This window comes from Limosilactobacillus vaginalis (assembly GCF_025311515.1).
Classification (GTDB): Bacteria; Bacillota; Bacilli; order Lactobacillales; family Lactobacillaceae; genus Limosilactobacillus; species Limosilactobacillus vaginalis.
Genome location: NZ_CP104399.1, coordinates 1,281,498 through 1,305,363, shown reverse-complemented (window position 1 = coordinate 1,305,363; position 23,866 = coordinate 1,281,498). Strand labels below are relative to the sequence as shown.

At 39.4% G+C, this 23,866-nt stretch carries 23 protein-coding genes, 2 tRNA genes and 1 other annotated feature (1 of these 26 running past the window's edge); of the genes, 20 read left to right on the top strand and 5 right to left on the bottom strand.

The window, feature by feature from the left end:
- Nucleotides 1-30 (top strand) — a binding site (T-box leader); it begins 182 nt to the left of the window's first position.
- 71 nt (nucleotides 31-101) lie between these two features.
- The 3 genes from leuS to N4627_RS06555 all read left to right on the top strand — a co-directional run bounded on the left by leuS (nucleotide 102) and on the right by N4627_RS06555 (nucleotide 4,613).
- The gene (leuS, locus tag N4627_RS06565) at nucleotides 102-2,522 is read left to right on the top strand and encodes a leucine--tRNA ligase (RefSeq protein ID WP_098044771.1); all 2,421 of its coding nucleotides are present in this window, start codon (nucleotides 102-104) and stop codon (nucleotides 2,520-2,522) included.
- 102 nt (nucleotides 2,523-2,624) lie between these two features.
- Nucleotides 2,625-2,888: a type II toxin-antitoxin system HicB family antitoxin gene (locus N4627_RS06560; RefSeq protein ID WP_003717229.1), complete on the top strand. Its 264-nt coding sequence runs from the start codon at nucleotides 2,625-2,627 to the stop codon at nucleotides 2,886-2,888.
- A 93-nt stretch (nucleotides 2,889-2,981) separates the two neighbouring features.
- A complete protein-coding gene (locus N4627_RS06555; RefSeq protein ID WP_098044770.1) occupies nucleotides 2,982-4,613 on the top strand; it encodes a putative polysaccharide biosynthesis protein in 1,632 nt (543 codons plus the stop codon).
- A 79-nt stretch (nucleotides 4,614-4,692) separates the two neighbouring features.
- Here the strand turns inward: N4627_RS06555 and N4627_RS06550 are convergent, their stop codons facing one another.
- Nucleotides 4,693-5,553 (bottom strand): NAD(P)H-hydrate dehydratase, encoded by an 861-nt coding sequence (locus N4627_RS06550; protein WP_098044769.1) that lies wholly within the window; start codon nucleotides 5,551-5,553, stop codon nucleotides 4,693-4,695.
- A 94-nt stretch (nucleotides 5,554-5,647) separates the two neighbouring features.
- Here N4627_RS06550 and pepV point away from each other — a divergent pair, with 94 nt between their 5' ends.
- From pepV to N4627_RS06530, 4 genes are all read left to right on the top strand, one after another.
- Nucleotides 5,648-7,048, top strand: a complete 1,401-nt coding sequence (gene pepV / locus N4627_RS06545; protein ID WP_260965084.1) for a dipeptidase PepV — start codon at nucleotides 5,648-5,650, stop codon at nucleotides 7,046-7,048.
- A gap of 62 nt (nucleotides 7,049-7,110) precedes the next feature.
- The gene (locus tag N4627_RS06540) at nucleotides 7,111-7,608 is read left to right on the top strand and encodes a universal stress protein (RefSeq protein WP_098044767.1); all 498 of its coding nucleotides are present in this window, start codon (nucleotides 7,111-7,113) and stop codon (nucleotides 7,606-7,608) included.
- Between the two features lie 178 nt (nucleotides 7,609-7,786).
- Nucleotides 7,787-9,175 (top strand): L,D-transpeptidase, encoded by a 1,389-nt coding sequence (locus tag N4627_RS06535; RefSeq protein WP_098044766.1) that lies wholly within the window; start codon nucleotides 7,787-7,789, stop codon nucleotides 9,173-9,175.
- A 166-nt stretch (nucleotides 9,176-9,341) separates the two neighbouring features.
- Nucleotides 9,342-10,397 (top strand): glycoside hydrolase family 73 protein, encoded by a 1,056-nt coding sequence (locus tag N4627_RS06530; RefSeq protein WP_098044765.1) that lies wholly within the window; start codon nucleotides 9,342-9,344, stop codon nucleotides 10,395-10,397.
- Nucleotides 10,398-10,544: 147 nt separating this feature from the next.
- Here the strand turns inward: N4627_RS06530 and N4627_RS06525 are convergent, their stop codons facing one another.
- Nucleotides 10,545-11,180, bottom strand: coding sequence for a deoxynucleoside kinase (locus tag N4627_RS06525; protein ID WP_003717238.1), 636 nt, complete (start codon nucleotides 11,178-11,180; stop codon nucleotides 10,545-10,547).
- 213 nt (nucleotides 11,181-11,393) lie between these two features.
- Between N4627_RS06525 and N4627_RS06520 the strand changes: the two genes are divergently transcribed.
- The 8 genes from N4627_RS06520 to N4627_RS06485 all read left to right on the top strand — a co-directional run bounded on the left by N4627_RS06520 (nucleotide 11,394) and on the right by N4627_RS06485 (nucleotide 16,261).
- A complete protein-coding gene (locus tag N4627_RS06520; RefSeq protein ID WP_003717239.1) occupies nucleotides 11,394-12,002 on the top strand; it encodes a hypothetical protein in 609 nt (202 codons plus the stop codon).
- Between the two features lie 54 nt (nucleotides 12,003-12,056).
- A complete protein-coding gene (locus N4627_RS06515; RefSeq protein WP_040531362.1) occupies nucleotides 12,057-12,284 on the top strand; it encodes a hypothetical protein in 228 nt (75 codons plus the stop codon).
- A complete protein-coding gene (locus N4627_RS06510) occupies nucleotides 12,281-12,955 on the top strand; it encodes a CPBP family intramembrane glutamic endopeptidase (RefSeq protein ID WP_199160699.1) in 675 nt (224 codons plus the stop codon). Before N4627_RS06515 ends, N4627_RS06510 begins: the two co-directional genes overlap by 4 nt.
- A 414-nt stretch (nucleotides 12,956-13,369) precedes the next feature.
- Entirely contained in the window at nucleotides 13,370-13,654 is a 285-nt protein-coding gene (locus tag N4627_RS06505; RefSeq protein ID WP_040531364.1) for a hypothetical protein, read from the top strand.
- Between the two features lie 60 nt (nucleotides 13,655-13,714).
- A tRNA-Leu gene (locus N4627_RS06500) sits at nucleotides 13,715-13,798 on the top strand.
- A gap of 381 nt (nucleotides 13,799-14,179) precedes the next feature.
- Nucleotides 14,180-15,190, top strand: coding sequence for a hypothetical protein (locus N4627_RS06495; RefSeq protein ID WP_098044763.1), 1,011 nt, complete (start codon nucleotides 14,180-14,182; stop codon nucleotides 15,188-15,190).
- A 65-nt stretch (nucleotides 15,191-15,255) separates the two neighbouring features.
- Nucleotides 15,256-15,651 (top strand): ASCH domain-containing protein, encoded by a 396-nt coding sequence (locus N4627_RS06490; protein WP_003717243.1) that lies wholly within the window; start codon nucleotides 15,256-15,258, stop codon nucleotides 15,649-15,651.
- Nucleotides 15,652-15,802: 151 nt separating this feature from the next.
- Nucleotides 15,803-16,261: a non-canonical purine NTP pyrophosphatase gene (locus N4627_RS06485; RefSeq protein WP_260964341.1), complete on the top strand. Its 459-nt coding sequence runs from the start codon at nucleotides 15,803-15,805 to the stop codon at nucleotides 16,259-16,261.
- On the opposite strand, the gene N4627_RS06480 is transcribed toward N4627_RS06485, so the two are convergent.
- Nucleotides 16,235-16,576 (bottom strand): hypothetical protein, encoded by a 342-nt coding sequence (locus tag N4627_RS06480; protein ID WP_003717245.1) that lies wholly within the window; start codon nucleotides 16,574-16,576, stop codon nucleotides 16,235-16,237. The genes N4627_RS06485 and N4627_RS06480 overlap by 27 nt on opposite strands.
- 140 nt (nucleotides 16,577-16,716) lie before the next feature.
- Between N4627_RS06480 and N4627_RS06475 the strand changes: the two genes are divergently transcribed.
- Together N4627_RS06475 and N4627_RS06470 are read left to right on the top strand one after the other, a co-directional pair.
- Nucleotides 16,717-17,034 carry a hypothetical protein gene (locus N4627_RS06475; RefSeq protein ID WP_003717246.1) on the top strand — a complete coding sequence of 106 codons (318 nt, stop codon included), beginning with the start codon at nucleotides 16,717-16,719 and terminating at the stop codon, nucleotides 17,032-17,034.
- 47 nt (nucleotides 17,035-17,081) lie between these two features.
- Nucleotides 17,082-17,152, top strand: a tRNA-Gly gene (locus tag N4627_RS06470).
- 51 nt (nucleotides 17,153-17,203) lie between these two features.
- On the opposite strand, the gene N4627_RS06465 is transcribed toward N4627_RS06470, so the two are convergent.
- Nucleotides 17,204-18,136 carry an L-lactate dehydrogenase gene (locus N4627_RS06465; RefSeq protein WP_260964339.1) on the bottom strand — a complete coding sequence of 311 codons (933 nt, stop codon included), beginning with the start codon at nucleotides 18,134-18,136 and terminating at the stop codon, nucleotides 17,204-17,206.
- The gene (thiD, locus tag N4627_RS06460) at nucleotides 18,136-18,963 is read right to left on the bottom strand and encodes a bifunctional hydroxymethylpyrimidine kinase/phosphomethylpyrimidine kinase (protein ID WP_098044761.1); all 828 of its coding nucleotides are present in this window, start codon (nucleotides 18,961-18,963) and stop codon (nucleotides 18,136-18,138) included. Before thiD ends, N4627_RS06465 begins: the two co-directional genes overlap by 1 nt.
- Before the next feature lie 387 nt (nucleotides 18,964-19,350).
- Here thiD and argS point away from each other — a divergent pair, with 387 nt between their 5' ends.
- The 3 genes from argS (at nucleotide 19,351) to N4627_RS06445 (ending at nucleotide 23,811) form a co-directional block, all read left to right on the top strand.
- Nucleotides 19,351-21,051, top strand: coding sequence for an arginine--tRNA ligase (gene argS / locus N4627_RS06455; RefSeq protein WP_098044760.1), 1,701 nt, complete (start codon nucleotides 19,351-19,353; stop codon nucleotides 21,049-21,051).
- A gap of 152 nt (nucleotides 21,052-21,203) precedes the next feature.
- Nucleotides 21,204-23,369 (top strand): PBP1A family penicillin-binding protein, encoded by a 2,166-nt coding sequence (locus N4627_RS06450; RefSeq protein ID WP_003717250.1) that lies wholly within the window; start codon nucleotides 21,204-21,206, stop codon nucleotides 23,367-23,369.
- A gap of 67 nt (nucleotides 23,370-23,436) precedes the next feature.
- On the top strand, nucleotides 23,437-23,811 hold the full coding sequence (locus N4627_RS06445) for a YlbF family regulator (RefSeq protein WP_003717251.1): 375 nt from the start codon (nucleotides 23,437-23,439) through the stop codon (nucleotides 23,809-23,811).
- Nucleotides 23,812-23,866: the final 55 nt, after the last annotated feature.

Here is a 23,866-nt window from a genome sequence, read left to right as displayed (position 1 = left end):
GTGGTACCGCGGAGTAAATTCGTCTCGTAGAACAGGTTTCTACGGGGCTTTTTTATTACGATCAAACAGAAGAACTATGCAAATATAAAGGAGAGAAAGATATGGCTTATGATCACACTGCCATTGAAAATAAGTGGCAACGATTCTGGAAAAAGAATGAGACATTTAAGGCTAACTTAAACAAGGATCAAAAGAAATACTATGCCTTGGATATGTTCCCTTACCCATCTGGCCAGGGACTTCACGTTGGTCACCCAGAAGGTTATACCGCGACTGATGTGATGTCACGAATGAAGCGGATGCAGGGATACAATGTTTTACACCCAATGGGCTGGGATGCTTTCGGTCTTCCTGCAGAGCAATACGCATTGAAGACTGGTCATAATCCTAAGAGTTTTACTAACCAAAACATTGATCATTTCCGCAACCAAATCCAATCACTTGGTTTCTCATATGATTGGGATCGGGAAGTTAATACGACTGATCCAGAATACTACAAGTGGACTCAATGGATCTTTGAGCAGCTCTATAAGAAGGGCTTAGCTTACGAAAGCGAGATCATGGTTAACTGGGCACCTGACTTTATGGGTGGAACCGTTGTCGCTAACGAAGAAGTTGAAGACGGTAAGACAAAGCGTGGTGGCTACCCGGTTTACCGGAAGCCAATGAAGCAGTGGGTCTTGAAAATCACTGCCTATGCAGACCGTTTAATTGATGATCTGGATCTTGTCGACTGGCCAGAAAGCGTTAAGGAGATGCAACGTAATTGGATTGGGCGTTCAGAAGGGGCTTCTGTTTACTTCCCAGTTGCGGGAGACGAAGATACTAAGATTGAAGTCTTTACTACTCGTGCGGACACGTTATTTGGTGCATCTTACGTTGTGCTTGCTCCTGAACAAGAGTTAGTTGATCAATTAACTACTCCTGAAAATAAGGAAGCTGTTACGAAGTATCAAGAAGAAGCTTCCCGGCGTTCTGACCTTGAACGGACCGATCTGAATAAGGATAAGACTGGGGTATTTACTGGTTCATACGTTATCAACCCGGTTAATGGTGAAAAGTTACCAATTTGGATTAGTGACTATGTCCTAGCATCATACGGTACAGGTGCTGTAATGGCAGTTCCATCTGGTGATCAACGTGACTATGACTTTGCCAAAAAGTTTGATTTACCAATTAAGCCAATTATAGAAGGTGCTGATCTTTCAGAAGGTGCCTTTGACGGTGATGGTAAGCACATTAATTCTGGTTTCTTGGATGGCTTGAATATTGCTGATGCCAAAAAGAAGATGATTGAATGGCTTGACGAACATAATGCAGGTCACAAGAAGGTCAATTACCGTCTTCGTGATTGGATCTTTAGTCGGCAACGTTATTGGGGTGAACCGATCCCAGTAATTCACTGGGATGATGGTCGGACTACCTTAGTTCCAGAAGACGAATTGCCATTGAAGCTGCCTGATACTGATAACATTGAACCATCTGGTACTGGTGAAAGTCCATTGGCTAACGTTAAGGACTGGGTCAATGTTTATGATGATCAAGGTCGGCATGGCCTTCGTGAAACTAACACAATGCCACAATGGGCTGGTTCATCATGGTACTGGCTCCGGTATACTGATCCACACAACAATAAGGAATTTGCCTCAAAAGAAGCATTAGATTACTGGTCTCCAGTAGATCTATATGTTGGTGGTGCGGAACACGCTGTTCTTCACCTTCTCTATGCTCGGTTCTGGCATAAGGTCCTTTATGACTTAGGACTTGTCCCTACTAAGGAACCATTTATGAAGTTGGTTAACCAGGGGATGATTCTTGGTGCTAACCACGAAAAGATGTCCAAGTCTAAAGGAAATGTCGTTAATCCAGATGATATTGTTGAGAAGTACGGTGCGGATACTCTTCGGCTTTACGAAATGTTCATGGGACCATTAACTGAATCTGTTCCGTGGGATGAGGAAGGGCTTCATGGTTCATACAAGTGGATTCAACGTGTATGGCGCTTGTTGATGGATGAAAATAACCACCTTCGTGATCGGGTTTCAACCTTCAATGACGGGAAGTTAACTAAGGTTTACAACCAAACCGTTAAGAAGGTTACTGAAGATTACGAACGGATGCACTTCAATACTGCTATTTCTCAATTAATGGTCTTCGTTAACGAAGCATTTAAGGCTGACGATCTTCCTGTTGAGTACATGGAAGGGTTCGTTAAGATGATTTCACCGGTAATTCCTCACGTTGCTGAAGAATTATGGAGTCACTTTAATGTCAGTGACACGATTGCTTACCAACCATGGCCAACATATGATCCAAAGGCATTAGAAGAAGACGAAGTTGAAATAATCGTTCAGGTTAACGGAAAGCTTCGTTCAAAGATTAAGATGGCAAAGGATATTGACCGTGAAGAAGCACAAAAATTAGCACTTGCTGATGAACATGTTCAAAAGTTTACGGATGGCAAGGATATTAAGAAGGTTATTGTTGTTCCAAACAAGATCGTAAATATCGTTGCTAAGTAGAAAATCATAAAGGATGAGACCGGAAAGTTAACTTTCCGGTCTCATTTTTTTCGCTCGTGGTAAAATATTGGTTGTTTCAAAAAGAAAAAGTGAGGAATTAAAATGGAAATTGTTAGTTATCCCGCAATTTTTCAACAAAAAAATAACCAGATTGAAGTTGATTTTCCGGATCTTCCCGAAGCATTTACTCAAGGGAAGAATATGGAAACAGCAATGGAATTTGCTAAGCTAGGATTAGCTATTACGTTAAACGATAAGTTAGGCCATTTTGAAAAGGCTCCGCAAGTTAGTGAATTAGCCGAGGTACAAGCAGCGCATCCAGGAGCAGTGGTAAAAATGGTAACGGTTGATTTGGAGCAATACTAGCAAAGATTTTTTAAAATAATTTGCGACGATGCTCTATTAAGGATAGAATGATTAGTATTGATTTTAAAAAGTAAAAGGTAGGATTTAAGAGTTATGAGTGAAGGACAGCAAAAAGATACTGCTCGTTCAAAAATGCTGAATGGCTCAGCATGGATGACGGCGGGGAATATTACTTCGCGCATTCTTGGGGCTATTTATATTATTCCCTGGGTTACCTGGCTAGGGGCTTATAGTGATGAGGCCAATGCCTTGTATGCTCAAGGATATAATATCTATAGTCTCTTTATTACCATTTCAACTGCAGGGATTCCCTCGGCGATCTCGAAACTTGTTGCTCACTATAATGGGTTAAACGAGTACGGGGTTAGCCAGAAGTTGAATCGTTCTGCGCTGTATATGGCGCTTGCGTCGGGAGTTATTTGTGGAACCGTCATGATGTATATCGCTTCATGGCCGATCGTTTATAATGGCGATACTAATTTAATCCCGGTATTACGGTCGTTAGCCTGGGCAATCTTTATTATTCCGTTAATGGCAATTAGTCGCGGGATTTTCCAGGGTTACAGCATGATGGCACCATCTGCAATTTCACAGTTTGTGGAACAACTTTTTCGGATAATTTACATGTTAGGGGCTACTTACCTGATCATGAAAATCCAAAAGGGTAGTTGGGTCAGTGCCGTCAGCCAATCAACTTTTGCGGCATTTATTGGAGCGATTGGGGCCTGTGTTGTTCTCTGTTTAGCATGGCTAAAGTATCGAGGAGTTATGCAGGGAACGGGGACGATTGAACAGCCAGTTACGGAAGTCTCGACAACTGAATTAATTCTGAAGATTGTTTACCAATCAATCCCATTTATCATTATTGAATCAGGAATTAACCTTTTCCAATTAATTGATCAGTACAGCTTTAAACGAATGATGCCATTGGTAGGGCATTTTACCAAGTACCAGATTGATGTTTTGTATGCCTTGTTCGCATTTAATGCTAATAAGCTTTATATGATTATTATTGCTTTAGCGAATGCTTTAGCGGTTACTGCAATTCCGTTGTTGGCAATGGCCCGGGCAAAAAATGATCAAACGGGGATGAGAAACCAAATTGAGAACGTTCTGATGCTCTTCTATTTTGTCATGATCCCGGCAGTTCTTGGTTTGTATGCAGTTGCTCAGCAGGTATACACGGTCTTTTACCGTTACAATCATGCTGGGGTAATCGTTCTTGAGTTTGCAGCATTTATGGCAATTCCCCTTGGACTTTATACGGTGGCAGCTGCAATGATGCAGGGAATTTCTGAGAACCGCCGAATGATGAAGTATTTGGGGATTGGATTAATAATCAAACTGCTAATTCAATTCCCATGTATTTGGATCGCTCAGGGATTAGGGCCACTGTTGTCTACAGGGATTGCGATGATGGTTATTAATTACCTTATTATTCATTCATTTAACCAGGAATTCCGGTTAAACTTTGAACAAATGGCATTGCCAACCAACCAAATTTTGGCATATTCACTTGTTATGTTAGTGATTACTAAGGGTATAATGCTTTTGCTAGGCTTATTTATTAGTCCTTATGGGCGTTATACTGCCTTCTTCATTCTAGTAATTGGCGTTATTGTTGGTGCAGGTGTCTATGGTTACCTATCACTCCATTTCCGTCTTGCAGATAAGTTGCTTGGCGGTCGAGCACAAAGATTACGACAAATATTCCATATGAATTAATCTAAAACTGAAGAGGGTGAGAAAAAAGTTTAGCTTTTTTCTCACCCTCTTCAGTTTTTAAATTCAATTGTAAAAGCGATTAGTTCAGGAAACCAATTTGGTGCTCGGTTTGGCCGCTTTCCATTTTTTTCATAAATGATGGTAGGGACCGACTGATTTGATGCGGAAGAACAATGTATTGATTTTTGGCAAGCTGTTCTGCAACTGCGCTATGAGCGTAGACGGCTGCCAAAACTGCCTTTAATGGAGTCTTAGAGAATTCAGCAGTGAAGCCACCAACCATTCCGGCAAGCGTATCACCCATTCCGCCAACGGCTTGAGCAGGAGTGCCAATTGTTAATTGGTAGACATCATCGTTAGTGTAAATCTCTGTATGGTGCTTTTTAAGAACAACGGTAGCATTTAACTTTGCTTGTGCTTCCCGATTTCGTTCTTCACTTTGATCAGCAATTTTAATTCCTGAAAGGCGCTGCCATTCCATTTGGTGTGGAGTGTAAATAATATTACCCTTTGGTTGAGCGAGGTCTTCTCGGGCCATTAGGGTAATTGCTGAACCGTCAATAACAACGTTTTGCTTTTCGTTAGTGTGTTCAAAAACATTTTTAAGAATGGCTAGACTAGTTTGGTCATCCCCAAGACCTGGACCAACGACCACCGTTGTAGCAGGTTCAACTAAGGATGCTAGTTGATCAGCATTATTAAAATCAGCAAACATCGCTTCGGGAAGTTGCGAATGGAGGGCTCCTGAATTACTTGGATCAGTAGCAGTCGTAACTAATCCAGCACCCGAGCAAACAGCGGCAGTGGATGCCATAATAATTGCCCCACCAAAGTTGCGGTTACCACCAACTAGGGTTACCTTTCCGTATGTTCCCTTAAAACTATCGTTAGGACGTGGCTTAATAACATCAAAAAGAATTTGATCAGTTAATTTTTTCATTTTAATGCTCCTTTGTATCAAGTACTTTCAAGCTGAAAACTACTACTTTCATGGTATCATTATTTTAACGAAAAGATTAACGGAGGTTGATAAAATGACGGATTGGATGAAAGCAGCACAAAGTCAGGAAAAAAGTTACCTTAAGGATTTAACTAACCTGTTGAAGATTCCAAGTGTTCGTGATGATAGTGCAGCTACGGATGAATATCCATTAGGACCGATGCCAGCAAAAGCCCTGCAAGAATTTTTGAAGATGGCAAAGCAAGGTGGCTTCCGAACGAAGAATATTGATAATCTTGTAGGATATGCAGAATGGGGTGAGGGTGATGAAACCTTAGCAATTCTGGCTCACCTTGATGTGATGCCTGCTGGAAAGGGTTGGGATACTGATCCGTTTGATCCCGTTATTAAGGACGGTAATTTATATGCTCGGGGCGCTTCTGACGATAAGGGGCCTGGAATGGCTTGCTACTACGCTCTTAAATATTTGAAAGATCAGGGAGTTAAGTTTAATAAGAAGGTCCGCTTTATTGTGGGAACGGACGAGGAAAGTAATTGGACGGGGATGCACCGCTACTTTGAAGTTGAACCGGCACCGACAATGGGCTTCTCACCGGATGCAGAATTTCCAGTAATTAACGGTGAAAAGGGTCAATTCTCGTTGCTCCTTGACGTTCCAGCAGGTAATAGCGGCAAAGCTCAACTTAAGAGTTTCCAATCTGGCTTGCGGTTCAACATGGTTCCTCGTGAAGCAGTTGCTGAAATTACAGTACCAGATAAGGAACAGGTAACAAGCGAATTTGGACAGTTTATCGAAAACAATCCAGTAACTGGCAAGGTCGAGGAAACAATGGATGGCTTAAAATTGACTGTGATTGGTAAGGCCGCTCATGGGATGGAGCCGGAAAAGGGAATTAATGCTGGGACATATCTGGCTACCTTCCTGAATAAGTATGATTTTTCTGGTGGTGCTGCTAGTTTCATTAGTTTTCTTGCTAAGTATCTTCACCTTGATACGAGAATGGAGAAGTTTGACTGTTCATTTACCGATGATGTAATGGGTGAATTAACGATGAACGCTGGAATTTTAAATTATGATGAAGAGAATGGCGGTAAAATTAACATGAATTTCCGCTATCCAAAGGGAATTACTCCAGATGAAATTCAAGCCAAGGTTGAAAAGATAACCAAGTCACTAGCCATCACTGTTAATCAAGGTGACGGCCAACTACCACACTATGTTGATCCTGATGATCCAATTGTTAAGACATTAATGGAAGCATATATTGATATTAGTGGTGACCAAAATGCTAAGCCTGAAGTAGTTGGTGGCGGAACTTATGGCCGGCTAATGAAGCGTGGCGTTGCTTTTGGTGCTCTTATGCCTAATACACCAAATACAATGCATCAAGCAAATGAATTTCAGCCTGTTAACGATTTAATTACTTCAATGGCAATTTACATGCAAGCAATTAATAACCTGGTAACAGATTAATCGCCACTAAAGCAATATGGTAAAATAAGGTTAAAGGTAGAAGAATTTCTGGAGGTGTCAATATGAGTTATCAAAAGATCCTTGTCGGAATTGACGGTTCAAAGCAATCAGAAATGGCCTTTTCAAAGGCTGTTGATATTGCAAAGCAAAACGATGCAGCATTGTACTTACTTAGTGTAATTAATGGTGAACGCTATCCAACAACAAGTCCAAGTGGGTTTGGCTTTGTTGATAAGAGCATTTATGATTCTGCTATTCAAGAGATGAACAAACGGTTAGCTGAAAATAAGCAAAAGGCTGAGGATGCTGGGGTAAAAGAAGTTCATACCGATGTTGAAATTGGTAATGCTAAGGTAGAATTAGCTGAAAAGTACCCAAAGGACAACGAGATTGATTTAATTGTAATTGGTGCCACCGGCTTAAACGCAATTGGCCGATTGATTGTTGGTTCGACTGCAGCCTACACTGTTCGGATTGCCCCTTGTGATGTGACGGTAGTTAAAACCGACTTAAACAATCAGAAATTAGATATTAAGGAAAGCAGCTATCCTGAAATTTAATTATTGATTAAAAAGTTCTTGAAGTTTGGAGTTACCCAAATTCAAGGGCTTTTCTTTTATAGTAAAAGTAATAATTTAGTAACGTATGTTCGATAAAATATGCTAATTTTACTAGATCGTGGTAAAATATGACAGTCGATACTTTGCTATTACTGATTCGACGTGAGGAGTATTTTCAATGCGTTTTCAATTAAAGCACTGGTTATTAGTGATTATTGCGTTATTAGTCATTGTTCTTGGAATTAATTGGTGGCATCAGGCACACCACTTTAACAAGAATGTTACTATTAATGGAATTAACGTTGGTGGTCTGACTACTAAGCAAGCCCTGGAAAAGGTTAAGACAACGAAAAATAGTAATCAGGTTTACCTAAATGGTCATTTAATTTATGACGGATCCGATACTGATTATGTATTTACATCAGCAGATGAAGCTAAGGTAAAGAATGTCTTTCACAAACAGTTTACATTCTTCCCTTCTCGAAAGCCCTACTCTCTAGAGTTAAAGCCCGGCAAGCAGGATCTCAGTCAGTACGAAACAAAGAAAGCAACTGTCCAGTCAATTCTTCAACGAGAAAATCGAGGCAGACAGGCGCCAGTAGATGCTTACGCTGAACTTCGTGACGACAAGGTGACAGTTCATAAGGGACAAAAGGGAACAAAGATTGATGAGCAACGGATTCTTCACCAATTAAGTTCTCAAGCAACCAACAGTAAGATTTATCTTACCGCTAAGCAACAACAACCACTTTCACCAGATAGCAAAACTGTGCAAAACGAAAAGAAACAATTGCAAAAGTTAATCGGAAAAAAGGTTAGCTATAAAGTTGAAAAGCAGACTTATCACTTAACAACGGGTGACGTGATTACGAGTGCTACCTATAAAGATGGCCAATATCACTTTAATACGTCTGTTATAGATAAGAAGATTAAGCAGATTAATAAAAAGCAAGCAACGTTAGGTAAAGCATTTAAATTCAAGACTCCTGATGGTAAGGAGATAACTACTACAAGGGATGGTAGTTACGGATGGAAGATAAGTGCTGAGCGTGCCGGCAAATCTTTAGCTAACGCAATTGCAACTGGCAAATCTTCTGTAGATGCTAAGGCAGATATTTATGGAATTGGCTATAATCGTCGCGGGACTGGTTATGGGGTAACAGAAAATGGTGGAATTGGTAATACCTATGCTGTTATTTCAATTGCCGATCAGCATGCCTGGTTCTACAAAAATGGTAAGTGTGTAGACGATGTAGACGTTGTTACTGGAAAGATGAGTAATAAGGCTGACCAAACACCTAAGGGAGTCTGGTATATCATGTATAAGCAATCTCCTTCAGTTCTAAAGGGGACGAGCGATAATGGTTCTAAATACAGCAGTAAGGTTCAATACTGGGCTCAATTTACCGATAGTGGTTGTGGCTTTCATGATGCTTCATGGCGGCATAATTGGTCTAAAACGGCTTACCTAAATGACGGTTCAAATGGTTGTGCTAATATGCATCCAAGCGACGCTGCTGGGGCATATAATAGCCTTGAAGTTAATGAACCAGTAATAATTTACTAGTATGAGGATATAAAGGATTAGTGATGTTCGATAAAGAAACATTACTAATCCTTTATTATTTAATGGAGATTTATATGTGCTCAAATAACTTCTGAATTTAAAAATGTAAAGTTAAATTTATTCCGTATTGATTATTTAGAGGACTAATAAGGGAGTGACATAAGAAATGAATGATAATGTGATTTTAGGAACAGTTGTAATGCTAGTTTCACTTAATACAGCGTTACCTGCTCTTGCCAGTCAACAGGATGACGCACGAAATGCTGCTGAAGTTGCAGTGATTAACCAAGAAGTGGTAGACGCACAAGTGCTACGAAGTCACGGTGATGAGTATACACGTGAATTCTTACTTCAGTTCCATAATGCAACACAGAAATATCGTCAAGCATTTCAGTTAGGAATAGCGGATCAGGAGGAGGGAAGAACCCATGCGTTTGGTGATCACGTAGAACAAGCTGCTTACCAACGAGGAATTGAAAAGGCAAAAGCACAGACTCAGGAAAAAACGGGAGCAAAAGAAAATACCTTCTCTGACCAATTAGTTGATCAAAAAAGGTATTTACCGAAGCAGCCATTACCAAACCAAGCACGCTTTATTAATCAGATTGCTGATGATGCACGACAAATTGGTAAAAATTATGATCTATACCCATCCATTATCATTGCCCAAGCAGCATTAGAGAGCAATTGGGGAACGAGCGATCTTAGTCTAGCACCGCACCATAATTTATTTGGTGTAAAAGGAAAATATAATGGGCGTGGCGTATTAAAGCCAACGACAGAATTTGTTGGTTCTCAATCAACGCAGGTTCAGGACATTTTTCGTTCGTATACTAGTACCAAGCAATCCTTACAGGACTATGCTAAAACGCTCCAGCAACCCTTATATAGGGAAGTACATCGTTCGGTGGTAAAAAGCTACCGTGAAGCAACCCATGCCCTTGTCGGCCGTTATGCGACAGATCCTGATTATGATAAGAAGCTGAATCAGATTATTGATAGTTATCAACTAACAAGGTATGACGACCCGAAAAAAGATGGAAATACTCAAAGTCAAATTATAAATAGTCGGCAATATAAAATGCCACGAAGATCTCATTTGAGAGAACTTCACCAACAAACATCTCCAAAACACAAAAAGTTTTCACCAGTTGTTTCAGTTGTTGGTGGTGCCGCATCGGCTGGAGCGCTTACTGGTTTAAAGAAGCTTCTTGTGAGTTAGAGAAGGGGGAGTTGAGAATGTCCAATTTACAGGATGTTATTCATTATTCCAGTAAACATTAGATACAAAAATAGCTTAACCCAAGTTAATTCACTGAATGGATCAACTTTAGCTAAGCTATCGCTATACTGATTAATAAAGCTTTTATTAGTTGCGAATATCTTTTAATCGGTCATCAATCATACTAAGAACAGTTTTGACATTTTGTGGATCCTCTAGATCGTACTTTTCTAGATCGATTTTCATCTTTGGACTGGCATCATAATCACGATACCAATCCTTATAAGCATTCCACATCTTGTAATAGTAATCCTTTAACTCAGGGTTCTTATCAACTTGTTCGTAATCCCGACCACGCTTCTTAATGCGATAAAGAATTGTTTCAAAATCTGTTTCAGAATAAACCATTAAGTCAGGAGCTTTTTTTGGTAGCCGATTAAGATCAGCCATCATGTTATCTAATAATTTAAGGTAGACCTCTAATTCTGTATCGCTAATGTTTCCTTCTGCATTATTCTCGCGAGTAAATAATGCATCTTCATAGATGGAACGATCTAAAACATTGTTATCATCGGATAATGCTTGTTTGATCATTGAAAATCGCTTGTTAAGAAAGTAGATTTGCAATAAGAATCCGTATTGTTTTGGATTTGCATAATAAAGTGGTAATACTGGATTTTCACCAACTGGTTCATAGTAAGCTTTTGTATTTAAATGTTCTGCAATTTTACCAGTTAAGGTAGTTTTGCCGACCCCAATCATTCCTGCAGTAATTATCACCATAATGGCCCCTCTTTACTATAATTTTAAACACAAGCACTATCTTACTACAAAATATTGTGGATTCCTATTTAATTTTTGATATATTTTGTATGAAGAGATAACTACTTATCGGTTTATACCTACTTAAGAATTGAATTTTCCTTATGATTCTTGGTAGACTATTTTTTGTAAATTTTTATTTGATTAATCAAACGACAATTAGGAGGCAAATACTTGAGAGAATCAGATAAGCAGGATGTTAAAATTCAATTAACCATTGCTAAACAGCAGGGAAAATTGATTGAAGTACATAATATCAAAAATGATGATTATTTTAACGTTGGTTTTGTAGTGGGCATTGATAATCATTTTTGCTTGATGATTAGTATTGATTGGGATGGAAAAATTAACGGTTTGATTGCAATTCGCCTTGATAGCATTATTACTGTCAATGATCAAACCGACTACTTAACAACTGTTTCTGAAAAAACTAAGGTAGCTCATGAACACCACTATTTCGATATTTGGCAAGTGCAACAGTTTATTGATGAACATCCAGAAATAACAAGCGGGAACATCCTCATGAACATATTAAAAGACTCTGCTGACAACGAATTGCCGGTGGTTATTGGAACAAAACAATACCAAGGGATGGACGACTTTTCGGGAATGATCCACGATTTAAATGAGATTACGTTAAATCTCCACTATTTTAACGAGAAAGATCTGTCTTCAATGTGGAGTTATGATATTCTTATCTCACAGATCGATTATGTCCGTTCTCGTGGAACGCAAATGGCAACAACCAAGCAAATTTTGGAAGATGTTTTCCATCAGGATTAGGATGCAATGTAACTGAGAGATACTTTTTGAACAAGATGATGGAGGATTTAAAGAGTGAAAGCAGAATTAATCTTAAAAGTAGTATTACCCCCATTAATTATTTTTGCAATTTTAGTAGCATTAACGATTAGTAAAGTAATTTCTGGCTGGTCGATGTATATTTTATGGATTTTAGGATTTGTGGTTGCAAACTTGATGGTAACGAAGGTAACCGCAAAATGGAGTTACCAACGACGAAAACAAAAGCGCCTTCAAGAACAAAAAAAGGGGCAACAAAAATGAGTGAAATTTTTTCTCTTATTAAGCGTTGCTGTTTAATGGCAGCCTTTTTCTTGTGTATAGAATTACCGCCGATTGCAATGCAAATTGCTAATCGAAGCAACAGGGTAACCATTAAGACCATTGGGTTAGTTCTCCTTTTTCTTCTATTATTCGGTTTTATTATCATATGGGCTCGACAAACATACCACCGCTATAACCAGTTACCAATTAGAAAGAGAATTAACTGGAAGTTAATCCTTGGTGGGTACCTGTTTATTTTAATAGGGGAATTTATTCTTGGTGTGCTGAACGTATTAATCTACCACCAGACAGAAACAGCGAATAATCAAAGTCTAATGGCGATATTGGGCCATAACCCATTAGTAACAATTGTATTTGCAATTTCAGCGGTGATTTTGACTCCGATAGCGGAAGAGCTGATTTTTCGTGGGGTATTAATGAATCTTTTCTTTAAGCCCAATACTTTCTGGCCAAAAGTAATTTTATCTGGGATTGTTTTTTCGGCTGGACATGTTAGCACGAATATTATTAGTTTCCTCTTGTATTGTATGTTGGGGATGACTTTAGCATACATTTACCGGGAAAGTGAGGATATTCGAAACTCAATGCTATTACACGGTTTAAATAATTTAGTCGCAATATTATTAATGCTATCACAATTATTTAATTAATCCTTGAAAGCGGTTACTAAAGGTGGTATATTATTGGTGAGGAAGGATAAAGAGACGATGTTAAAACATTAAGTCTCCCGTTCTAATAGAGTCGAAGGAAGTTAAGGAGTAGACTAGAAGCAACGTAAGAGTAACCGGAAAGATCTTGATTTAAATTGTGGTTACCAGGGTGCACTATTTGAACGGTAACGAATAAAAGCGACTTTGCGGAAGATGAGAATCAAAAGTTTGTATTTAGTAATAAAGTTCCAGTGCAAAGTGGCAAGATTCCTTCCGTAGATATTATGAGGAAGCGGCCAACAGGAACTAATAGGTTGGACCCCTCATAAACACAAATGTGGCTTTAACGTTTAGAATTGCTGAGCGTTAAAGCCTTTTTGTTAGTTTGGTATAATGAATAAGGAGGTGAATGAAGTGTTCCTTTCAACAGAAGATTATCCACAGGCACATAAAGTCCTGGGAGTTGTTAATGCGACAGCTCATTTAATGCTGCCAAGTGATGCGATTGACTCATTTGAATCTTTGGATCAGCTATTTAGCGAGGTTCAGCAGAAATTACGCGAACGAGCAGCTGAAAAGAAAGCTGATGGAATTGTCGGGGTTCGTTTTAATACCAATGTAGCTAACGTTCAGGTTGCCCCCAAGTTCCTAGTTTTAACTGGTTATGGGACAATGATTCAATTTATTAAAAATAAATAGGACTTGTAATTCAATAAAATTCCAGTATAATAAGATTGTTGTTATTTCATTAATAACGATGCCCCAGTGGCGGAATTGGCAGACGCGCAACGTTCAGGTCGTTGTATGGGTTTCCATGTACAGGTTCGAATCCTGTTTGGGGCATTTTGTATAGTCTACAATCATTGTTATATTAACGATTGAAGCCTTGAATGTACATCTTTTGTATATTCAAGGATCTTTTTTATATATTTAAGGTGTTTTTCAATCTGCTCCTCAGCTTTATTTTGATATTACTAGGTAAGAGTATACTTTACTGGATATAGTGCAACTATGAGGGCACTTCTGTATTACTACAGCTAGTTTTCAAATTTAATAATGAACAGAAAGAAGACTATCAGTTGAAGAGAATCTTACTTTTTTACGTTAATCTGCTGATAGATTATTATTTCAAATTTTGGCTTTAAAATGATTGGGCCATCACTCTAAGATTATGATACAATACCGTGAGTAATATTATAGCATGATTAACAAAGCGAGGAAAAAATGAAACGTGCCAACTTTTTTAAACGTTGGAAAATTGCTCTGGTGGTTATCATTACTAAATTGCTGACCTTTCATGGAGCTTTTGCCTCAATGGGGTCAACTGGTGGAGGGGGCGGTTCATCAAGCGGTGGTGGAAGCTCATCAAGCAGCAGTATTATAAGCAGTGGAAATGATAAATCTGGAGATAGTTTTAAGGCATTCTTGTTCGTCCTGTTTTTCTGTGGGTTATATATTCTTAGCTCTGTCAGCAAAATGGTGGTACGACTTTATCGGAGAACTCGTGACATCACGGAAGTTAATGGTTTGTCCAAATGGATGTTAATTCCTAATATGAAGATTAAGGACTTTAAACAAGGACTCAAGAGAGCTAAGATCCGCTTAGAAAATGATGCTGTTGATAATCAATTAGCACAGAGCTTAGTCGAAACATATGCTTGGGCACAATTTGTTTATGGCCAGTCGATTCGTCGGTGCTTTGCTGACAGCAGTAATTATTTGGATCAGTTGAAATCACAACTGGGACGGTTTTCCCTGTCAACAATGCATGATGAAATTATTGCCAAGGCATCGAACGGGATCATTGATGATGTGCTGGTTAACCATGGAAAAGTTGTGTCAGCTCAGAAAATTTCACCTGACCTAATTATTGCAAAGGTCCAAGTAAGTGGGATTGATAGTGAAGTGAATGTTCTCTCTGATTTTAATTCGTCATTTAAACGGCAACAGTGGACAGATTATGTTGTCTTTGGACGAAAACAAGGAAGTGCGCAGTGGAAGATTTATAACATCGTTTATGGTGCCCACTTCCACCTGAATGGAGAAGACTTTAATCATCAACAGAGCCTTGATATCAGTGGGTACACCGAAGAACATTTGGAAGTTTCGCCAGAGTTAGTTAAGTCAGCTGAAGACTATAAGAAACGTTTCAATCGGCGTAAAAATGTGAAAACGGTGGTCCGCTGGATAGTGTTCATTCTGGGATTACTGTTTGTTAATCATATTTTAGGTTAAATAAATGACACTATGAATCCTACTATTTCAGGATTGGTGGTGCCATTTTAGGAAGGAGTGTCAGTATGAAAGCCTTATCGATTCGGTCGGATTACGCTGCTGATATTATGAATGGGACAAAAACTGAAGAATACCGTTCATGGTCAACTAAGTATCGGGGAGACCTGTTGATATGCAACACTGCCAAAAAGATTCGTGGCTTTGTGCCTGGATATGCCCTCTGTGTTGCTAAAATTGTTGGCATTGAGCAACGGCAAGACCAGGGTGGCTCTTATTATGCTTGGAAGATCGCTCCGTTTGCGAAAAATGGATCGTATTGGATTAAGCCAATTAAAGTTAAGGGGCAATTGCGATTATTTAATGTTGATGATCATCTGATTGAACGGGCCCCATTTACAAATATTCATAGTAAGGCGGCAATGGAATGGATTAACAAAGTAATTGCACCGCTTCGTTATTAGGAGGAGATTCAATTGCAGTTTGTTGTTGCTAGTCATAATCACGATAAAATTGAAGAACTTCAACGGAGCTTTCGTGTTTGTAATAATGAAGTAATTCCATATACGGACTTGCTCCCTAAAATAAAATTCCCTCCAGAGGGGAACCGGTCATATGAAAAAAAATGCGAGTGATAAAGCACTCTTTATTAGTAAACTTCTTCCTGATAGATTAGTTATTGCAGATGATTCAGGGCTACTGCTTACAGCTAGGCCCGAAATTCTTGGAGTGAGGACAGCACGTGATCTTACAGATTATCCCACGCCCCATCAGTATGCACAGCACATTATTCGTCTTGTTCAAGGAAAGAACCGCACGTTTATCATGCAGACCAGTATTGCGTGTGCTCATCAAGGAAAAATTATTAAAGTGGTTGATGGCACATTAAAGGGACAAATTGCAAGCACTGAACGTGGAATTAATGGCGAAGGATTTAGTCGAATTCTCATTCCACGTGATTCAACTAAAACATTAGCCCAGATGACATTTAATGAAAGCTATCCGTACTTAACACGGGCACGGGCTGCTGAAAAACTAATTAGATTCTTAAAAGAAAATCGTGATCAATGCTAGACCAAGGTTAATAATCATCCCCGCAAAAACCAGTCGTGAATGACGAGGATTGCCAAACGTTACAATTTTTTCACGGAAGGCATTCGCGGTAAGAATAAAGAGAACAATAGAAATGACAAGCCAAATAAGATTAGCAAGAAGGCTAGTCTTCCATGTAAGGAATAGTTGAATTATCTGGCAGGTTAGGAGAATAAAGAAAAAACAACGGGTAATGATTAGCCAATTACTAACGTGCTTCTCCATTTTGGCATGGAGACCAGCAGTGGAAGAAATGAATAAAATAACAATTGCAAATAAAATTAGAAGATTTAGCATCGGGAAACTCCTTTCAGGATCTGATTTTATCACTGATAAGAATTTATGGGCTTTAAGAGAGACACTTTACTTGAAAAAATGCTGGAAAAAGTGTATTGTACATTATTGTGTTTACTAGAAAAATGAAGGGGTGATAGCCTGTGGCTGATTTTGAAATTGGTGATCTTGTTAAGGCAAAGAAATTTGGCCCGATGGATCATGACTTTACCGGAATCGTTGAAAAAGTCTACAACAATTCTATTATGATTTCGATTCAGGACTTTGATCCTAGCGATAAGAATGGTGTTAATGAATTAAACAGTCGTGCTGTTATTCGGCAAAGTGAAGCCAAGATGATTAAGGCTGTTCCACGTACTGAAAAAGCTGACGATGAAGACGAAGATGATGACGAAAAGTCTTCCAAGTCATCTGCTGATTCAAAGGCAACAAAAAAATCATCAAAAAAGGCTGACAAATAGTTGGATTAGCGATATACTTACTAAGTAATTGCTATTACTTAGTTTATGCGGGTATAGTTTAGTGGTAAAACTTAACCTTCCCAAGGTTGCGTCGCGAGTTCGATTCTCGTTACCCGCTTATAGAAAAAGCAAGGAAAACATTTTGTTTTCCTTGCTTTTTTCATTCCGCCTAAATTTCTTTCAGAACTGTGGAGAGCTGTTCTGCAGAGGTATGCATTTTAGCTAATTCAGTTGGTGATAACTGATATTCAATTACTTGACCGATTCCCTGGCGATTAATAATTGCAGGTGAGCCAAGGTAAAGATCATTAATTCCATATTGGCCAGTGAGGGGAGCTGAGACAGGAATTACAGTATTTTGGTTTTCGATAATTGCACAGACAATTGATGATAAACACTTAGCAACACCGTAGAAGGTTGCTCCCTTATGCTGGATAATTTTTGCACCAGCTCGACGAACCTGTTCCTCAATTTCATTCTTTTCTTCCGGCGTGAATTGAATAATTTTATCTAATGGTTGTCCATTAATCATTGCCTCATCGAAAGTGACGAATGAAGAATCACCATGTTCGCCAAGAACTTGGACATCGACCGCATTAACTGAAATGTTTAATCGTTGGCTAAGAATTAATCGTAACCGCATTGTGTCGAGTGAAGTTCCCGTACCAATTACCCGATCCTTTGGGAAACCAGAGATTTGCTGAGCTAGGGTGGTTAGGAGATCAACTGGATTGCTAGAGATTACAAAAACCCCATTAAAGCCACTGGCAACAATTGGCTTAATGATTTTCTTGAGAATCTCAACATTCTTGTGAATAAGATCTAGACGACTTTCGCCAGGCTTTCGCGGTACACCAGCGGTAATAACCACGACATCAGCGTCATGAGCATCTTCATAATTACCAGCAAAGACGTCTGTGGGTCCGGTTAACGGGGTAATATCGGCAAGGTCAAGAGCATCCCCGACTGCCTTATCATGTTGACGAGTTACAATAACTAATTCGTCGACTTCACGATTTGATTGGAGAAGAGAAAATGCAAAGGTAGAACCAACTGCCCCATCTCCAACTAAGACTACTTTATGACGATAGTGATTAATCATTATAATTCCTTCTTCTTTAATTCACGTTCTGCTGCCCAGTGGTTAATTGGCCCAAATTTATGACCAACCTCAAGCGGGTGGGAAATAGCAGCAAAAACGGCATCTTTAGCACGAATAACAGCATTTTTCACGCCCGTTCCCTTAGCTAATTCAGCTGCAATGATAGCCGAAAAAGTATCCCCAGTTCCGTTAACGTGGGTTGTATCGAAGAATGGCTTAGTTAGTTCAAACCGTGAGCCATCTTCTAATAGGACGACATCAACTACTTCCTTTTGAGTAGGATCGTTGTGTTCACCCTTGATGACAACGTTTTTGGCTCCCATCTCATGGAGCTTGACTGCCGCATCAAACATTTCTTGGGTATTTTTCAGCCGCATCCCGGTTAATTTTTGTGCCTCGTAGAAGTTAGGTGTAATCACAGTGGCTAAGGGAACAATTCGTTCACGGAATAATTCGTACGCTGATTGTTCAAGAAGCATTGCTCCGTGTTTGGTAATAATTACAGGATCGACCACTAGTGGGCCAAAATCAACCTTAGCATATTGATCAGCGACGACGTTAATTACATCATCATTAGCAAGCATTCCCGTTTTTGCAGCAGAAATCTTGAAATCAGTTGATAATGTTTTAAATTGCTGTTCAATATAATCTTTTGGCATTATTTGTGCCGCGTCAATTCCGTAAGAATTACCAGAAACGGCAGCGGTAAGGAGTCCATGACCATAAACACCGTCTATGAAAAATGCGTGAAGATCAGCTGGCATTCCTGCACTACCGTCTGAGTCATGACCGGCAATTGTTACTGCTTGTACTTGTTGATTAATCATGTCTATCAGCAACCTTTCTTTAACGTGTTGGGAAAATTGTAACATAAAAGGATTAATAATGATTCAATAAAAATCCTGTTAAAAACTAAATATTAAAGGAAAAGAAAGATGATAATAAAGCAAATCGAAAAATCTTGTTTACAAATAAATGGAATATGATAAACTAGACGAGAAACCGATGATTGAGGAGTAGTAATAAGGTACGGTTGCTTAGCGATCCTGTGATGGTGAAAGTCAGGAAGCCAGTCCTTATGAAGGCGTGTCTCATAGGTAAAACTTAATAAATGAGTGGAATTCTAATTCAATTAGAGTGGTACCGCGGGTAAATCTCGTCTCTAGTAAATTTTGTTGTTTACTAGGGACTTTTTGTATAGGAGGAATTAATTTATGGATGAAAAGTTACAAGTAGCAAATGCCTTAGCTGTTGCATTGCCAGATTTAGAGCTTAACGAGATCGAAGAAAAGATTGAACGACCAAAGGATTCAAATAATGGTGATTATGCCTTTCCGACATTCTTCTTAGCTAAGAGCTTACATAAGGCTCCACAAATGATTGCTAGTGAATTGATTGAAAAGATTGACCAAGCTGGTTTTGATAAGGTTGTTGTAGCTGGTCCATACATTAACTTTTTCCTTGATAAAGCCAAAGTTGGTGCCGGTGTGTTAGAGAACATTTTAAATGATCCAGAGCACTATGGTGAGAGCGATCTTGGTCACAAATCTAATGTAACAATTGATTATTCATCACCTAATATTGCTAAGCCAATGGGGATGGGTCACCTTCGTTCAACTATGATTGGTGAAGCAATTGCGCGGATCCTTGAAAAAGTTAACTACAACTTAATTCGGATTGACTACCTTGGTGATTGGGGAACTCAATTTGGTAAGATGATGGCTGCCTACGAAATGTGGGGCGATAGTCAAGAAGTTCAAGACGGCTTAAAGAACGATCCAATTAATACGCTACTTCACCTTTACGTTCGGATTAACACTGAAGCAGATGAACATCCAGAATATACTGATGCAGGTCGGGAATGGTTTGCTAAGCTCGAACACGGTGATGAAGAAGCATGGCGTCTCTGGCACTGGTTCCGGGAAATCTCTTTGGAACGGTTCCAACGGGTTTACGACATGTTGGATGTCAAGTTTGATTCATTTAATGGTGAAGCATTCTCAGCACAAAAGATGGAAGAACCAATTCAACTTCTTCGTGATAAGGGATTGTTAAAGAAGAGTCGTGGTGCTGAGATTGTTGATCTTGAACAATTCAACTTACCACCATTGCTGATTATTAAGAGTAACGGAACTACTACCTACATTACCCGTGATTTAGCTACTGCATTATTCCGGAAGCGGATGTATGGTCACGCAAAGTCACTTTATGTTGTTGGTGCTGAACAAGAAGTTTACTTCAAGCAATTGCGGATGGCATTAAAGGAACTTGGTTTTAACTGGTGGGATCAAATTGAACATATTTCCTTTGGCTTAATGAACTTAAATGGTCAAAAGATGTCAACACGGAAGGGAAATGTTGTTTCTCTTGAAGATGTTCTTAACGATTCCGTTGATCTTGCCCGGAAGCAAATTGCAGAAAAGAACCCTGATCTAAAGAATGCTGACGAGGTTGCTAAGCAAGTTGGTATTGGGGCCGTAATTTTCCATGACTTGAAGAATTACCGGCGGAATGCAGTTAACTTTAAGCTTGAAGACGTTGTTAAGTTTGAAGGTGAAACTGGTCCTTACGTTCAATATGCACGAGCACGGGCTGAGAGTATTCTGCGGAAGGGCGGCATTCGTGACTTTAGCGATGTTGACTTAACTCAAGTTGGCGATGGTGCTTGGGAATTGATTAGCTTCTTAAGCCAATACGGTGAAGCAGTAAAGCGGGCTGCGCTGAACTACGACCCATCAGTAGTTGCAAAGTATGCATTGGAACTTGCTAAGAAGTTTAACCAATACTATGCACATAACCGGATTTTAAATGATGATCCGCAACAACCAGCTCGGTTAGCATTAACTCAAGCTGTTAGTCATGTTTTGAAGTCTGCATTGGCTCTTCTTGATGTTAAGGCTCCAGACGAAATGTAAGAGAGAAGCTTTTTGTAAAAGGAAATCGAGAATTTCTCGGCTTCCTTTTATTATTTTAAATTTTAGTTATGCTGGCCGAAAATCGGCTACGGAAAAATTCTCCTATGGTAAAATGATTGAGACTTAATGTTACTAAATATGGGGATTAATAAATGAGAAGAGAACCAGAAGAAAAGCCGCCTTTTCAGGAACGGTTGCTTGCCTGGCTAAAGCAGCTTTGGCAACGGGTAAAAGAGGTTGTTAATGAACTTTGGCAGCAGTTTATTCGTTGGTTAAAGCAATTTTGGCACCGGTATCAACTGACACGGTGGCTAATTGTAATTTTTTTAGGATTGTTTTTGGTAACTAGTACCTACCTGACATTTGTTGCGAAGACAGCGGATGTTAAAAACTTAGAGCATCGTTTACAGCGACCGACAATGATCTATGACCATGATAATCAATCTGCCGGCAGTTTATATTCACAAAAAGGGACATACGTATCACTCAATAAGATTTCAGCTAATGTTCCAGCAGCGGTGATCTCAACAGAAGACCGGAACTTCTATCATGAACACGGCTTTTCGGTTAAGGGACTTGGCCGGGCTGGCTTTTTGTTGATCAAGAATAAGCTGTTACATCGTGATTATATTTCTGGTGGGGGAAGTACCTTGACTCAACAGTTAGTTAAGAATGCTTTCTTAACCCAACAGCAAACATTCTCGCGGAAGGCACGAGAAATTTTTATCGCGGTTGAAGTTGAAAATCAATATAGTAAAAAGCAAATTCTGACGATGTATCTTAATAATGCCTATTTTGGTAATGGTGTTTGGGGGGTTCAGGATGCTGCAAAGAGATACTTTGATTGTGATGCAGCTGATCTGACTGTTCCTCAGGCTGCGACATTGGCAGGAATGTTAACATCGCCTGGAATTTATGATCCAGTTACTCATCCAAATGCAACCAAGCAACGCCGTAACTTAGTCCTCCAGCTAATGGTTGAAAATCATCAATTAAGTCAAACGGCGGCTGATCAGTATAAAAAGGTGCCGTTAGAAGTTACTAACGGGTATGTTGCACCGGATACTTATCGTTATCCATACTATTTCGATGCCGTAATTTCTGAGGCAATTAATAAATATCATCTTTCGGAAAAGGAAATTATGAATAATGGTTATAAGATTTATACGACCTTGGATCAGGATCAGCAACGCTCAATGCAACAAACTTACGAAGATGACGATAACTTCCCTAGTAATTCTGTTGATGGGACTAAGGTACAGTCGGCTTCAGTTGCGATGAATCCGAAGACGGGTGGTGTTACCGCAATTGTTGGTGGTCGAGGGAAGCATGTTTTCCGGGGCTTCAATCGGGGAACGCAAATGCGTCGGCAACCAGGTTCAACGATTAAACCACTGGTTGTTTATGCTCCAGCCTTAGAACATGGTTATTTCTATGACTCTACGTTACAGGATAAGAAACAATCGTATGGGACCAATGACTATACACCAAAAAACTATGATGATACTTATGCTGGAAGTGTTCCGATGTATAAGGCAGTCTACGAAAGCCTGAATGCGCCAGCAGTATGGTTATTAAATAAGATTGGGGTTAATACTGGGTATAGGATGGCACAGAAATTTGGCTTACCAGTGGAAAAGGGGGATAAGAATCTTGCCCTGGCTTTAGGAGGAATGACTAAGGGAGTTTCTCCTGAACAAATTGCTCGTGCTTATGCCACCTTTGCTAATGAGGGAAAGATGCCTGATACCCACTACATTACAAAGATCAAGGATGCTTCTGGAAAGACGATTGTTACTGCTAAGACGGCTAAACCTAAGCGGGTTGTCACTGCCAATACTGCTAAAAACATGACGAGTATGCTAATTGGTGTCTTTGAACATGGAACTGGTCAATCTGCGCGGCCTGCTGGTTACACGTTGGCCGGGAAGACAGGGACAACGGAATCAGCGGTTAAAAGTGATAGTGCTGATGATCGTGATAAGTGGATTGTTGGTTATACTCCTGATGTTGTGGTTGCTACCTGGGAAGGCTACGATGATACTAATTCATCCCATGCCCTTCAGGATATTTCAATGAAGAATGTTAATAGCCTTTATAAAGCTGAAATGAGCGGGATCTTGAAGAATACGCCAAATACTAAATTTAACGTTCAAGATGCCCAAACACGAGCAACCGCAAATAGCGGGAAGAGTAGTAAGGGCTGGGGATCGCTGCTGAAAAATGGTGGCGACCTGATGAACCGGTTTAATCAATCAGTAAATGACTTTGGCAATCGTGCTGGTCAGCTATGGAATAATGTCCGTTCTTTATTCTGAAAGAATGATGATTAACTGATAGTATGATACAATCGAATTGTTGAATAAATGAAAAGAGGTTACAAAAATGGTTAATATTTATGACACCGCTAATGAACTTAGTAATCAATTAAAAGAAACCCAAGAATATCAAGGCTTAAAGAAGGCTTTTGATAGCTTAAAGGCCCAAAAGGATACTTTCGAAACTTTTAAGAAGTTCCAACAAATGCAAGCAAATGCTCAACAAAAGCAAATGACTGGTCAAAAGCTTACTCAAGACGAAATTAATGCAATCCAAACCATTGCTAAGGAAATGAGTTCTAAGCCTGAAGTACAAACCTTAATGAACCAAGAACGAGCTGTTGACAACATGCTTCAACAACTTAACCGGACAATCACTAGTCCTATTCAAGATATTTACAAGGATGTTATGCCACAAGGTCCACAACCAACTGACAAGTAACTGTTAATTTAGTTATAAAGATGATAACGGGAAGAAGAATGATGACGGTCGTGTC